This is a genomic window from Kocuria sp. GQ42 (assembly GCF_059758435.1).
On the sequence record NZ_JCAXEN010000004.1, the window covers coordinates 335,450 to 348,803 of the forward strand.

Annotated in this window: 11 protein-coding genes; 2 read left to right on the top strand and 9 right to left on the bottom strand. The window is 73.9% G+C overall.

All coding sequences use genetic code 11. The annotated features are described in order from the left end of the window. Positions 1-30 precede the first annotated feature (30 nt). The 8 genes from der to AC6CH6_RS11200 form a co-directional block, all read right to left on the bottom strand. Positions 31-1,590 carry a ribosome biogenesis GTPase Der gene (gene der / locus AC6CH6_RS11165; RefSeq protein ID WP_017833717.1) on the bottom strand — a complete coding sequence of 520 codons (1,560 nt, stop codon included), beginning with the start codon at positions 1,588-1,590 and terminating at the stop codon, positions 31-33. Positions 1,591-1,663: 73 nt separating this feature from the next. Further along, positions 1,664-2,401, bottom strand: coding sequence for a (d)CMP kinase (gene cmk, locus AC6CH6_RS11170; RefSeq protein ID WP_498255162.1), 738 nt, complete (start codon positions 2,399-2,401; stop codon positions 1,664-1,666). Beyond that, positions 2,398-3,522 carry a prephenate dehydrogenase gene (locus AC6CH6_RS11175; RefSeq protein WP_498255163.1) on the bottom strand — a complete coding sequence of 375 codons (1,125 nt, stop codon included), beginning with the start codon at positions 3,520-3,522 and terminating at the stop codon, positions 2,398-2,400. The genes cmk and AC6CH6_RS11175 overlap by 4 nt, the downstream gene beginning before the upstream one ends. 9 nt (positions 3,523-3,531) lie before the next feature. Continuing rightward, positions 3,532-4,638 carry a pseudouridine synthase gene (locus AC6CH6_RS11180; protein WP_498255164.1) on the bottom strand — a complete coding sequence of 369 codons (1,107 nt, stop codon included), beginning with the start codon at positions 4,636-4,638 and terminating at the stop codon, positions 3,532-3,534. Between the two features lie 9 nt (positions 4,639-4,647). Then, complete coding sequence (scpB, locus tag AC6CH6_RS11185) at positions 4,648-5,262, bottom strand: SMC-Scp complex subunit ScpB (RefSeq protein ID WP_035924068.1); 615 nt, start codon at positions 5,260-5,262, stop codon at positions 4,648-4,650. Further along, positions 5,259-6,143 (bottom strand): segregation and condensation protein A, encoded by an 885-nt coding sequence (locus AC6CH6_RS11190; RefSeq protein ID WP_498255165.1) that lies wholly within the window; start codon positions 6,141-6,143, stop codon positions 5,259-5,261. Before AC6CH6_RS11190 ends, scpB begins: the two co-directional genes overlap by 4 nt. Beyond that, entirely contained in the window at positions 6,143-7,036 is an 894-nt protein-coding gene (locus tag AC6CH6_RS11195; RefSeq protein WP_017833723.1) for a ParA family protein, read from the bottom strand. The genes AC6CH6_RS11190 and AC6CH6_RS11195 overlap by 1 nt, the downstream gene beginning before the upstream one ends. A gap of 250 nt (positions 7,037-7,286) precedes the next feature. After that, positions 7,287-8,726, bottom strand: coding sequence for a cation:dicarboxylate symporter family transporter (locus tag AC6CH6_RS11200; protein WP_498255166.1), 1,440 nt, complete (start codon positions 8,724-8,726; stop codon positions 7,287-7,289). Positions 8,727-8,894: 168 nt separating this feature from the next. Between AC6CH6_RS11200 and AC6CH6_RS11205 the strand changes: the two genes are divergently transcribed. Then, the gene (locus tag AC6CH6_RS11205) at positions 8,895-10,526 is read left to right on the top strand and encodes a sensor histidine kinase (RefSeq protein ID WP_498255167.1); all 1,632 of its coding nucleotides are present in this window, start codon (positions 8,895-8,897) and stop codon (positions 10,524-10,526) included. After that, positions 10,523-11,236 carry a response regulator gene (locus AC6CH6_RS11210; RefSeq protein WP_498255168.1) on the top strand — a complete coding sequence of 238 codons (714 nt, stop codon included), beginning with the start codon at positions 10,523-10,525 and terminating at the stop codon, positions 11,234-11,236. The genes AC6CH6_RS11205 and AC6CH6_RS11210 overlap by 4 nt, the downstream gene beginning before the upstream one ends. A gap of 22 nt (positions 11,237-11,258) precedes the next feature. Here AC6CH6_RS11210 and AC6CH6_RS11215 read toward each other — a convergent pair whose 3' ends face one another. Next, positions 11,259-13,214: an AMP-binding protein gene (locus AC6CH6_RS11215; RefSeq protein WP_498255169.1), complete on the bottom strand. Its 1,956-nt coding sequence runs from the start codon at positions 13,212-13,214 to the stop codon at positions 11,259-11,261. Positions 13,215-13,354: the final 140 nt, after the last annotated feature.

Consider the following 13,354-nt stretch of genomic DNA (forward strand, 5'->3'; position numbering starts at 1 on the left):
GCTCCGGCGGAATTCATCTCGGCGGGCGCCTCAGCGCTTCCGGTTCCGCTTCTCCCGCACGCGCATGGACACCTCGATGGGGGTGCCCTCGAAACCGAAGGTCTCGCGGAGGCGGCGGGTGATGAACCGCCGGTACCCGGGGTCGAGGAAACCGGTGGTGAACAGCACGAAGCGCGGCGGCCGGGAGGAGGCCTGGGTGCCGAAGAGGATGCGCGGCTGCTTGCCGCCGCGCACGGGGTGCGGGTGGGCGGCCACGATCTCGCCGAGGAACGCGTTGAGCCGCCCGGTGGGGACGCGGGTGTCCCACGAGGCCAGGGCGGTCTCCAGGGCGGGGACCAGCCGGTCCTTGTGCCAGCCGGTCTTCGCCGAGACGTTCACCCGCGGCGCCCAGGCCACGTGCGCGAGGTCGCGGTCGATCTCCCGCTCCAGGTAGTAGCGGCGGTCCTCGTCCATGAGGTCCCACTTGTTGAAGGCGAGCACGAGGGCGCGGCCGGAGTCCACCGCCAGCTGCAGGATGCGGACGTCCTGCTCGGAGAGCACCTCGTCCGCGGCCAGCAGCACCACGGCCACCTCGGCGCGCTCGAGGGCGGCCTGGGTGCGCAGGGACGCGTAGAAGTCCGCGCCCTGGGCCATGTGCACGCGGCGGCGGATGCCCGCGGTGTCGATGAAGCGCCAGGGCTTGCCGCCCAGCTCGATGAGCTCGTCCACGGGGTCGCGGGTGGTCCCGGCCAGGGGGTCCACGACGACGCGCTCGGAGCCGGCCAGCTTGTTGAGCAGCGAGGACTTGCCCACGTTCGGGCGCCCGATGAGCGCCACGCGGCGGGGCCCGCCGGTCAGCTCGGTCTCGGCCACGGCGGAGAACTCCGGCAGCAGGTCCGTGACCGCGTCGAGGACGTCGGCGGCGCCGCGCCCGTGCAGGGCGGACACCGGGTGCGGCTCCCCCATGCCGAGGGACCACAGGTAGGTGGCCTCGACCTCGAGCTGCGGGGAGTCGACCTTGTTGGCGACCAGGATCACCGGCTTCCGGACCTTGCGCAGCATCTTCACGATGGCCTCGTCCGCGGCGGTGACGCCCACGGTGGCGTCGAGCACGAGCAGCACGGCGTCGGCGAACTCCACGGCCATCTCGGCCTGCTCGGCGACGCGGGCGTTGATGCCCTTGGCGTCGTACTCCCACCCGCCGGTGTCCACGAGGGTGAAGTTGCGCCCGTTCCAGGTGGCCCGGTAGGAGACGCGGTCCCGGGTCACGCCCGGGGTGTCCTCCACGACGGCCTCGCGCCGGCCGAGGATGCGGTTGACGAGGGTCGACTTACCGACGTTGGGGCGGCCCACGATGGCGAGCACCGGGGCGGGCCGGCGCACGGGGGCCTGGTCCCCGTCCTCCGCCCACTCGGCGAGCAGCGCGGCGTCCTCCTCGTCGAGCTCGTAGTCCTCGAGCCCGGCCCGCAGCGCCTGCGCGCGCTGCTCGGCCTCGTCGTCGTCGATGGCCGCGAGCCGCTGGGCGACGTCGTCCGTGGTGCCGCCGAGGATCTCGGCCTCGTAGGGGTCGTGGGCGGTGTCGTGCGCGGAGTTCTCGGGGTTGCCGGTCATGGCTGTCCTTCGCTGGGCCGGGTGCGGCCGGTCGGGGTGCGGAAAAATGTCGGGGGAGGCGGGGCGGAGCGGTTCAGGCGGAGCGGCCCGCGGCCCGGACGACCACGTCGATGACGGCCTGGACCGTCTGCTCCACGGTGAGCTCGGAGGAGTCGATCGTCACGACGCCGTCCGCGGCCTCGGTGAAGTTCACGACCGTGGCGTCCTTGGCGTCCCGGCCCACGACCCGTGCCCGCAGCTGATCGGCGTCCTCGACGCCGCCGTTCTGCAGGCCGCGCCGGGCCATCCGGGCCCGTTCGTCGGCGGTGAGCAGGATCCGGGCGTCGGCGTCGGGGGCCACCACGGTGGTGGTGTCCCGGCCCTCGGCCACGATCCGCCGGCCGCTGTCCGCGATGAGCTCCTGCTGGCGGGCCACCAGCACCGCCCGCGCGGCCTGGTTGGTGGCCACGGCGCTGACGGCCTCGGTCACCCGGGCGCCGCGGATCTCGACGCCCACGTCGGTCCCGCCCACGAACACCAGCTCCCGGTCGGGGTCGGTGCCCTGGGCGAGCGGGAAGGAGCGGGCGGCCTCGACCACGGCGTCGCCGTCGGAGAGGTCCACCCCGCGGTCGAGGCACCACCACGTCAGCGCGCGGTACATCGCGCCCGTGTCCAGGTAGGCGAGGCCGAAGCGGCGGGCCACCTCCTTGGACACGCTGGACTTGCCGGAGCCGGAGGGCCCGTCGATGGCGACGACCAGCTGCCGGCCGGCGGCGGCCGGCGCCCCGGTGCCGGGTGCTGCGCTGCGGGCGGTGTTCGTTCCGGTGTTCACTGCACGACCTTCCATCCGCGCTCCTGGAGCGCCTCGACGAGTTCCTTGCGGCGGTTGGGCAGCACGGAGACCTCCACGAGGCCCACGGGCTGGCCCGGGGAGTGCTCGAGGCGCAGGTCCTCGAGGTTGACGCCGATCTCCCCGATCTCGGTGAGCAGCCGGGCGATCTGCCCGGGGACGTCCCCGACGAGCACGGTGAGGGTCGCGAACGCGCGGGGCGCGCCGCCGTGCTTGCCCGGGATCCGGGCCCGGCCGGCGTTGCCCTCCGACATCAGCTGGGCGATGTCCAGCCGGGCGCCCGGGGCCCGCGGGGCCTCGAGCGTGGCGATGAGCCGGTCGAGGTCCTCGCGCACCCCGTGCAGGGACGCCACCACGGGAGCGGCGTTCGCGGAGAGGATCTGCACCCACAGGCCCGGGTCGGAGGCGGCGATGCGGGTGGTGTCCCGCAGCCCCTGGCCCGCGAGGGACAGGTGGTGCAGCGGGGTGTCCTGCAGCCGGGAGGCCAGCAGGGAGGACATCACCTGCGGCAGGTGGGAGATCAGCGCCACGGTCGCGTCGTGCTCGCGGGCGTCCATGAACGTGACCGTCGCCCCGAGGTCCACGGCCAGGTTCTTCGCCGCGGCGAGCGCCGCGGGCGCGGAGCGGCCCGAGTCGCACACGACCCAGGGCATGGACGTGAACAGCTCGCCGCGGGCGGCCACGGGGCCGGACTTCTCCCGCCCGGCCATGGGGTGGGTGCCCACGTAGCGGGTGAGGTCCCCGCCCCGGGCGCGCACGTCCTCCAGCACGGCCTCCTTCACGGAGGCGATGTCGAGGACGACCGCCTCCGGGTGGCGTCCCAGCGCCTCGACCACGGTCTCGGCGGTGACGTCGGGCGGGGTGGCGACGACGACGAGGGCCGGCTCCGGCACGGGGTCCTCCCCCGCCGCGCGGCAGGAGCGGCCGGCGCCGATGTCCTGGGCCACGGCCTCGGCGGTGGGCGAGGAGTCCTGCAGCCAGACGTCCACGCCGAGGTGGCGCAGGCCCAGGCCGATGCTGGCGCCGAGCAGGCCGGCGCCGACCACGAGCACGGGCCCGGCGGTCGCCGCGGGGGGCGGCGGTGCGGTGGGGGTCTGCGTCACGGGCGCTCCCTACATGCCCACCGAGGCGAGGAGGTGCCCGACCTCGGTCTTCGACAGGCGGCGGATGGTGCCCTGGCGCTGGTCCCCGATCCGGATGGGGCCGACCTCGGTGCGCACGAGCTTCTCGACGGGGTGGCCCACGGCGTCGAAGAGCCGGCGCACGATGCGGTTGCGCCCGGAGTGCAGGACGACCTCGACCAGCAGGTGGCCGGGGGTGGAGTCCACGAGCCGGAAGGAGTCGACGGAGGCGATGCCGTCCTCGAGCTCGATGCCGGCCTTCATGGCCGCGCCGACGCCCTTCTCCATGGGCCCGCGGACCTGTACGAGGTAGGTCTTGGGGACCTCGTAGGAGGGGTGGGTGAGCCGGTTGGTCAGCTCGCCGTCGTTGGTCAGCAGCAGGAGGCCCTCGGTCTCGACGTCGAGGCGGCCCACGTGGAAGACGCGCTCGTTCTTCTGCTGGTTGAGGTAGTCGGCCACGCACGGCCGGCCCTCGGGGTCCTCCATGGTGGAGAGCACCCCCTCGGGCTTGTTGAAGGCGTAGTAGACGAGGTTCTCGTCGAGCTGCACGCGGACGCCGTCGACGTGGATCTCGACGGTGTCCGGGTCCACGCGGATGCCGAGCTCGGTGATGGTCTCCCCGTTGACCTGCACGCGGCCGGCCTCGATCATCTCCTCGCACACGCGCCGCGAGGCCACGCCGGCCTGGGCCATGAGCTTCTGCAGGCGCACCCCGTCCGGGTCGTGCTGGTCGAGCCGGTCCACGGGCGGGTTCTTGGGCCGGCGCTTCCGGTGCGGCGGGCGGTACGGAGTGGCGGGCATCCGCCGGGCGCTCTTCTCGGAGGACGCGAACGGGCGGGGCCCGCGGTCCTGACCGGTGCCCGCCGAGGACCCGCCCCTGGCGGCGCCGCCCTTCGCGGCGCCACCCTTGGCGGCGCCACCCTTGGCAGCACCGCCCTTGCCGGCGCCGCCCTTGGCGGGGCCGCGGCCGGGAGCGCCCTTCCCGCCCTGGAACGACGTGCCGCCCTGGCCGGTGCGGGGCTTCTGGCCGCCCTGGGAGCCGGGGGCGCGGCGGCCGCCGGGCCCGGGGCGGCCGGATGATGAACGTGAAGTGGCCATGGTGGTGTCTCAGTCCTCGTAGTGGTCGATCTGGTCGATGCCCGGCAGATGAGGGGCGATGTCGGGGAGCTCGTCGAGCGAGCCGATGCCCATCTTCTCCAGGAAGAACGTGGTGGTGCCGTAGAGCACGGCGCCGGACTCGCCGTCCCGCTCGAGCTCGCGGATCAGGCCTCGCTGCACGAGCGTGCGGACGACGCCGTCGACGTTGACCCCGCGGATCGCGGAGATGCGTCCCCGGCTCACGGGCTGGCGGTAGGCCACGACGGCCAGGGTCTCCAGGGCCGCCTGCGACAGCCGGGCGGTCTGTCCCTCCGCGACGAACGCGGAGACGACGGGGGCGAACTCGCTGCGCGAGTGGATCCGCCAGCCGGCACCGGTGCTGCGCAGCTCGAACCCGCGCGGCGCCAACGTCCCATCATACCCCGGATCGGCGGCGACGCCGTCGTACTCCGCGCGGAGCCGGTCGAGGACCCGCTGCACGGAGGCGACCGGGACCACGAGGGCGGCGGCGATCTCGTACTCGCTGACGGGCTCGTCGGCCACCATCAGGATCGCCTCGACGGCGGCCCGCACCCCGCCGGGCAGCGCCTCGAGGTCCGGTCCGCCCTCGGCCGCGGGGCTCACGCCGGGGCCCCCGAGACGGCCGGGACCCCGTCCGGGGCCGCGACGACGGCCGCCGGGCCCGCGGCGTCCTCAGACAGCCGGTCGGCGGTCCACCCGGTGCCCGACCCGGTCCAGCGGACCGTCAGCTCCCCCAGCGGCTGCTCCTGGGCGAGCTCGAGCACCGCGTCCCGGTACATCTCGAGCAGCGCCAGGAACCGCACGACCACCGCAAGGGTGGACCCGGCGTCCGCGACGAGCACCCGGAAGGAGCGCGGGGCTCCGTCCTCGAGCAGCCCGGCGAGGATCTCCGCCTCGTCCCGGACCGTCACGGCGGCCCCGTGCAGGTGGTCCACCCCGACCTCCGCGGGCGCCCCGGGGCGGGGCACGAAGACGGAGCGGGCGATCTCGGCGAACTGCTCCGGCGTGGTCCGCCAGTCGAGCTCGGGCAGCACGGCCGCCACCTCCGGGTCCAGCGGCACCGACCGGGGCAGGCGGGTGGACTCGGCCCGCATCCGCTCGTCGAGCAGCACGGCCACCTCCTTGAACGCCTTGTACTGCAGCAGCCGCGCGAAGAGCAGGTCCCGCGCCTCCAGCAGGGCCACGTCCTCCTCGTCCTCGACCTCCCCGAGCGGCAGCAGCCGGGCGGCCTTGAGGTCCAGGAGCGTCGCGGCGACCACGAGGAACTCGCTGGCCTCGTCGAGGGCGCGGGTCGAGCCGATCTCGTGCAGGGCGCGCACGTACTGGAGGAACTCGTCCGTGACGGTGGCCAGCGCGATCCGGGTGATGTCCAGCTCGTGCTTGGCGATCAGGGAGAGCAGCACCTCGAAGGGCCCCGCGAAGTCCTCCAGCTGCACCGCGAAGCCGCCGGGACCCTCGGGGACCGGCGGCTCCTCGGGGTGCATCAGGGTGCGCCGCCGCGCGAGATGAGCTCCCGCGCCAGCTGACGGTAGGACTCGGCGCCCTGGTGGGCCGTGGCGAAGGAGAGGATGGGCTCGGCGGCCACCGTGGCGTCCGGGAACTTCACGGTGCGCTTGATGACGGTGTCGAAGACCTTGTCGCCGAAGGCGTCCACGATCCGGGCCATGACCTCGCGGGAGTGCAGGGTCCGGGAGTCGAACATCGTGGCGAGCACCCCGTCGATCTGCAGGCGGGGGTTGAGCCGGTCCTGGACCTTCTCGATGGAGTCCACGAGCAGCGCCACGGCGCGCAGGGCGAAGAACTCCGCGATGAGCGGGATGACCACCCCGTGCGCGGCGGTCAGCGCGTTGACCGTCAGCAGCCCCAGCGAGGGCTGGCAGTCGATGATGATGACGTCGTAGTGCTCCTCGAGCTTGCGCAGGGCACTGGCCAGCACCTGCTCGCGGGCCACCTCGGTGACGAGCTGCACCTCCGCCGCGGAGAGGTCGATGTTCGCGGGGAGCAGGTCGACGCCCTCGACGTCGGTCTCCTGGACCACGTCCCAGACGTCCACGGAGCGGTCCATCATGACGTTGTAGACCGTCAGCTCCAGCTCGTGCGGGTTGGCGCCGAGGCCGGCGGAGAGGGCGCCCTGCGGATCGAAGTCGACGAGCAGGACCTTGCGCCCCAGCTCGGCGAGCGCCGCGCCGAGGTTGATGGTCGAGGTGGTCTTCCCGACCCCGCCCTTCTGGTTGACCATCGCGATGATCCGGGCGGGCCCGTGGGTGGAGAGCTCGGGCGGCTCGGGGAAGTCGCGGGCGGGACGGCCGGTCAGGCCGACGGTTCCCGTCCCGGCCTCGCCCGTGCCGGGGTTCCTCTCGTCGCTCTGCTGGCTCACTCGTGGCACCGCTCTTTCGTTCGGGGTCGCGCTCGGGCGGACCGGCCCCGGGCACGGGGCGGCCCGGGCCGGACGGGCCGACCTGGGGTTTTCCTGGACTCGATCAGCTACCAGGGTACCGCCGCCGCCGGGCGGCCCCGAATTCCCGGGCGCGGTGGAGCCGGCCGACGACGACGGCCCGCGCCCGCCGCGCCCCCGAGAGGGGGCACGGCGGGCGCGGGCCGGACACGGGTTCCGGTGCGGGGGCGGGTCAGCGCGCGCCGGCGCCGGCCGCGGCCTCGACCTTCTCCGCGACGGAGTCCTCCACCCGGGTCCCGGGAGCGGGCTCGGCGGCGGGCCGGTCCTCGGCGGTGCCGTGCGAGTGCGCGGCCATGGTGGACTCGTCGAACCGGTCCTGGCCGGAGAGCACACGCTCCACCTGGACGAGGTCGATCTCGCGGGTCCACTTGCCGATCAGCAGGGTGGCCACGGCGTTGCCGGTGAAGTTGGTCAAAGCGCGGGCCTCGGACATGAAGCGGTCGATGCCGACGATGATGCCGACCCCGTCGACCAGGTCGGGGCGGTGGGACTGCAGGCCGCCCGCCAGGGTGGCCAGGCCGGCGCCGGTGACCCCGGCGGCGCCCTTCGAGGCGATGATCATGAACACCAGGAGGGAGATCTGCTCGCCGATGGCCAGCGGGCTGCCCATCGCGGAGGCGACGAACAGGGCGGCCATGGTCAGGTAGATGGCCGTGCCGTCCAGGTTGAAGGAGTAGCCGGTCGGGACCGTGACGCCGACCACGGGCTTGGAGACGCCCACGTGCTCCATCTTGGCGATGAGCCGGGGCAGGGCCGCCTCGGAGGAGGAGGTCGAGAAGATCAGCAGGTACTCGCGGCCCAGGTACTTCATGAGCCGGAAGATGTTGATCCCCGTAACCGCCTTCAGGAGCCCGCCCAGGACCACCACGATGAACAGGACGCAGGTGAGGTAGAAGGCGATCATCAGGGTGGCCATCGAGACGATGGCCTGGACGCCGGTCTCGCCGACCACACCGGCGATCGCGCCGAACGCCCCGATGGGGGCGACCCACATGACCATGATCAGGATCCGGAAGACCAGTGCCTGGACGTAGCCGACGGCCTTGAGCACGGGCTTGCCGGCCGGGCCCATCTGCTGCAGCGCGAAGCCCACGATGAGCGCCACGAAGAGGGTCTGCAGGATGTTGCCCTCGGTCAGGGAGGACAGCAGGGACGTGGGGATGATGCCGAGCAGGAACCCGATGGTCCCGCCCTCCCCGTCGCCGTGGCCCGCGTCCGTGACCTCGTACTCCGAGCCCTGGATGTTCAGGCCCTCGCCCGGGTGGATGAGGTTGCCCACCACCAGGCCGATGCCCAGTGCCATGGTGGACATCGCCATGAAGTAGGCCAGGGCCAGGCCGCCGACCTTGCCGACGGTCGCCGCCTTGGCGATGGAGCCGACGCCCAGGACGATCGTGCAGAAGATGATGGGGGCGATCATCATCTTGATCAGGGCGATGAACGCGGTGCCGACCGGCTTGAGCGTCTGGGCGAACTCGGGGGCCACGAGGCCCAGGACGGCGCCGGCGACGACGGCGACGATCACGAAGACGTACAGGTAGTGCGTCCTGTCCTTCTTCTGCTTCTGGGCGGGCGGCTGCGGGTCGACGGGGTCCGTGGCGACGGTGGCCATGCTTGTCCTCCGGTTCGGGTGGGCGGTGCGGTGGGGCGGTGCGGGGCCCGGGATCGGGCCGATGTGACGAGTCTCACCGCGGCCCGGCGCCCTGTCGTGTTGTGGTCATAATGGTCGTGACGCCCACCACAACCGAGGGAGGGACGACCGGGAGATCAAGGAGCGGACATGTCCCTGGCCCGGCACTTCTTCCTGATGCAGCTCGCCGTCGTCGCGCTGGTGACCCTCGCCGTCTCCCTGGTCCTCTTCGCCCACGAGCGCGGCGCGGTCGTGGACCGTGCGGAGGCGGTGACCCGGGTCCTCGCCACGGCCCTCGCGGACGACCCGTACGTGCTCGAGGCGGTGGGCGGGCCGGACCCGCACGCCGTGCTGCAGCCGCTCACGGACCGGCTGCTCGCGGACACGGACCTCGACTTCGTCACGATCATGGCCCCGGACGGCACCCGCTGGACGCACCCCCTGCCCTCCTCGGTCGGCGAGGCCTACCGCGGGGACCGCTCGCACGCGCTCGCCGGGCAGACCTGGACCAGCACGGAGCGCGGCAACCTCGGCCCCTCCGTGCGCACGATCGCCCCGGTCCGGGACGGGGACGGCACGGTCGTGGCGCTCGTGGCCACCGGTGTCCTCCTCGAGGCCGTCTCGCAGCAGGCGCTCGCCCAGCTGCCGGCGGTGCTCCTCGTCGGGCTGCTGCTGCTGGCCGCGTCGGCGACGGTCGCGGCCCTCGGCTCCCGGTACCTGGGCCGGGTCACCCACGGCTGGGGGCCGGAGGAGCTCGCCCAGGTGCACTCGCTGCACGACGCCGTGCTCAACGAGGCCACGGAGGGCCTCCTGCTCGTGGACACGACCGGCGCGGTGCAGGTGCTCAACGCCCGGGCGCGGGAGCTGCTCGGGGTCCGGGCGCCGGCGGACCCGGGACCGGCCCGGCACGAACCGCTCCCTGTCGCGGACCTGGACCTGCCGGACGCGCTGGCCGTCCTCCTGCGCGCCGGCGCGCCCGTGCAGGAGCAGTGGTTCGTGGTCGGGGAGCGCACCCTCATCGTCTCGGCCCTCCCGGCCCGCGGAGCGCTCGCGGGGCGCGGCACGATCGTGATCCTGCGGGACCACACCGAGATCTCGCGGCTCTCGGGACAGCTGCGCGCCACCGCGGCGCTGGCCGGGGCGCTGCGGGCCCAGACCCACGAGCACGCCAACCGCATGCACACGGTCGTCTCCCTGCTGGAGCTCGGCCGGGACGAGGAGGCCCTCGGCTTCGCCTCGGCGGACATGGTGCGCACCCGGGTGCTGTCCGACGACCTCCTCGCCCACCTCGACGACCCGTTCCTCGCGGCCCTGCTGGTCGGCAAGACCGCCGCGGCCCACGAGCGCGGTGTGGAGCTGGAGGTCGTCGTCGACCCGGACGCGCCCCGGATCCCCGTCTCCCCCGCCGACCTCGTGACCCTCGTCGGCAACCTCGTCGACAACGCCGTCGAGGCCGCCGCGGCCAACGCCGACCGGGTCCGCCCGGTCGTCGAGGTCGAGATCGCCCGGGCGCCCGACGCCGCGGACCCCGCCCGGGACGCGGTCGTGATCACCGTCGCCGACACCGGGATGGGGGTCCCCGACGACCTCGCCCGGGAGGTGTTCGAGCTCGGCGTCACCACGAAGCCGGCCGGCCCGGAGGGCCGCGGCGTGGGCCTGCACCTGGTGCGGGAGGTCGTCGAGCGGTGGGGCGCGCGGATCGAGCACCGCAACGACGGCGGGGCCGTGTTCACGGTGACCGTCCCGGTGGCCCGCGACGCCGCGGCGGGGCGGGCCCCGTGAGCGCGCCGGTCCGCGTCCTGGTCGTGGACGACGAACCGCTCACCGCCGCCGCCCACGCCCAGTACGTCGAGCGCTCACCGGGCTTCGAGGCGGCCGCCACCGCGGTGTCCGGGCGGACGGCCGTGCAGGCCGTGCAGGCCGCCCGGCGGGCGGGGCGACCCGTGGACCTGGTGCTGCTGGACGTGAACCTGCCGGACATGTCCGGTCTCGACGTGGCACGGACCCTGCGCGCCCGCGGCGAGACGGTGGACCTCCTGGTGATCACGGCGCACCGGGACGTGGCGACCGTCCGGGCCGCGAGCGCCCTGGGCGTGGTCGGCTACCTCATCAAGCCCTTCACCTACGCCGTGTTCGAGGAGAAGCTCGACGCCTACCGGCGCTACCGCTCCGCCCTGGGCGCGGCCGGGACGGTGGGCCAGGCGGAGGTGGACCGCGCGTTCGCCGCCCTGGGCGCGCCCACCCGCCCGGACGCGCCCAAGGGCCTGTCCCCGCAGACCCTCGAGTCCGTCACCGCGCTGATCCGGGGCGGGGAGTGGCTCTCGGCCGGTGAGGTCGCCGAGCGCGGCACGCTGTCCCGGGTCACGGCGCGGCGCTACCTCGAGCACCTGACGGCCCGGGGCCTCGTGCAGCGCCGCCCGCGCCACGGCACCCCCGGGCGGCCCGAGCTCGAGTACGGCTGGGCCGGGCAGGACGTCTCCCCCGGCCGCTGACCCCGTGCCGCGCGCCGGGGCGTCACCGACCGCTCGGCGGGCGCAGCACGCCCTCGAGGGCCTCCAGCACGGAGGCGTCCTCGATCGTCGAGGGCACGGTGTAGTCCTCGCCGTCGGCCATCTGCCGCATGGTCTTGCGCAGGATCTTCCCGGAGCGGGTCTTGGGGAGCCCCTCCACCACGGCCACGTCCTTGAAGTCCGCCACCGCCCCGATCTGCCGTCGCACGAGCGCCACGAGCTCCTCCCGGAGCTGCTCCGGCGGGACGTCGGCGCCGGTCTTGAGCACCACGTACCCGGACGGCCGCTGGCCCTTCAGCGGGTCCCCCACCCCGATCACGGCGCACTCGGCCACCGCCGGGTGGGAGGCGAGGACCTGCTCCATGGCCCCGGTGGACAGGCGGTGCCCGGAGACGTTGATGACGTCGTCGGTGCGCCCCATGACGTAGACGTAGCCGTCCTCGTCCACGTGGCCGGAGTCGCCCGTGGCGTAGTAGCCGGGGAACGCGCTGAGGTAGGAGTCCACGAACCGCTGGTCGTCGCCCCACAGCGTGGGGAGCGTGCCCGGCGGCAGCGGGAGGCGCAGGGCGATGTTGCCCTCCTCGCCGGTCTCCACCGGCCGCCCCAGCGGGTCCAGGATCTCCACCCGGTAGCCCGGCACCGGCACGGACGGCGAGCCGGCCTTCAGGGGCAGCCGCTCGATCCCGAAGGGGTTGGCGCAGATGGCCCACCCCGTCTCCGTCTGCCACCAGTGGTCGACGACCGGGACGCCCAGCACCCGGGCGGCCCAGTGGTACGTCTCCGGGTCGAGCCGCTCCCCCGCCACGAACAGGGCCCGCAGGGAGCCGATGTCGTGCCGGCGCACCAGCTCGCCCTCGGGATCCGCCCGGCGGATGGCCCGCAGGGCCGTGGGCGCCGTGAACAGCACCTTGACGCCGTGGTCCTCGACGCGCTGCCAGAACGCCCCGGCGTCCGGGGTGCCCACGGGCTTGCCCTCGTAGAGCACGGTCGTGGCGCCGGCCAGGAGCGGGCCGTAGACGATGTAGGAGTGGCCCACCACCCAGCCGACGTCGGACGCGGTCCACATCACCTCGCCGGGGCCGACGTCGTAGATGTGGCGCATGGACCACGTCAGGGCCACGGCGTGCCCGCCGTTGTCGCGGACCACGCCCTTGGGGGTCCCGGTGGTCCCGGAGGTGTACAGGACGTAGAGCGGGTCGGTGGCCGCGACCGGGACGGGCGCCGCGGGCTCGGCGCCCTCGACGGCCTCCGCCCAGTCGAGCCACTCGACGGCCGGCTGCCCGCCGGCCCCGGCCCGGCCCCGGGCGTCCTCGAGCGTCGTCTCGAACCCCGGGCGCTCGTGCACCAGCACCGTCCCGGGGGCGTGCTCGGCGATCCGCAGGGCCTCCTCGATGGCCGGGATGTACTCGATCCGCCGCTTCGGCTCCACCCCGCCGGTCGTGGTCACCACCACGACCGGCCGGGAGTCGTCGATGCGGGAGGCGAGCTCCTTCGGGGCGAACCCGCCGAAGACCACCGAGTGCACCGCGCCCAGCCGGGCGCAGGCGAGCATCGCCACGACGGCCTGCGGGATCATCGGCAGGTAGACGAGCACCCGGTCGCCCTTGCCCACCCCCCGGGCGGCGAGCGCCCCGGCGAACAGGGCGACGTCGTCCCGCAGGCGCGCGTAGCTGAACCGCTCCTGGACCCCCAGCACGGCGGAGTCGTAGACGAGCGCGGTGCGCTCGCCGTGGCCGGCCTCCACGTGCCGGTCAAGGGCGTTGTAGGAGGTGTTGAGCTCGCCGTCGGGGAACCAGCGGTAGAGCGGGGCGGCGGTGTCGTCGAGGGCGGTGGTGGGCTCGCGCACCCAGTCCACGGCGCGGGCGGCGTCGAGCCAGAACCCCTCCGGGTCCTGCACGCTGCGGCGGTAGAGCTCCGCGTAGCCCTCGGCCGGCGGCGGTGTTCGGTGGTCGGTGCTCATGGGTCCCTCCCAGGGGTTGCGGTCCTGCCGGACACCCTAGTGGTGCAGGTCACACACGACAAGACCTCTGTATACACAGATGCACCATCGAGCCGAGCTGGACCAAATCCCTCGTCATTTGCACCGAACTGTGTATACAA

Excerpts from the sequence above, each read along its gene's own strand:
- der (WP_017833717.1), bottom strand. The coding sequence starts at position 1,590 with ATGACCGGCAACCCCGAGAACTCCGCGCACGACACCGCCCACGACCCC.
- AC6CH6_RS11180 (WP_498255164.1), bottom strand. The coding sequence starts at position 4,638 with ATGGCCACTTCACGTTCATCATCCGGCCGCCCCGGGCCCGGCGGCCGC.
- AC6CH6_RS11190 (WP_498255165.1), bottom strand. The coding sequence starts at position 6,143 with ATGCACCCCGAGGAGCCGCCGGTCCCCGAGGGTCCCGGCGGCTTCGCG.
- AC6CH6_RS11200 (WP_498255166.1), bottom strand. The coding sequence starts at position 8,726 with ATGGCCACCGTCGCCACGGACCCCGTCGACCCGCAGCCGCCCGCCCAG.
- AC6CH6_RS11205 (WP_498255167.1), top strand. The coding sequence starts at position 8,895 with ATGTCCCTGGCCCGGCACTTCTTCCTGATGCAGCTCGCCGTCGTCGCG.
- AC6CH6_RS11215 (WP_498255169.1), bottom strand. The coding sequence starts at position 13,214 with ATGAGCACCGACCACCGAACACCGCCGCCGGCCGAGGGCTACGCGGAG.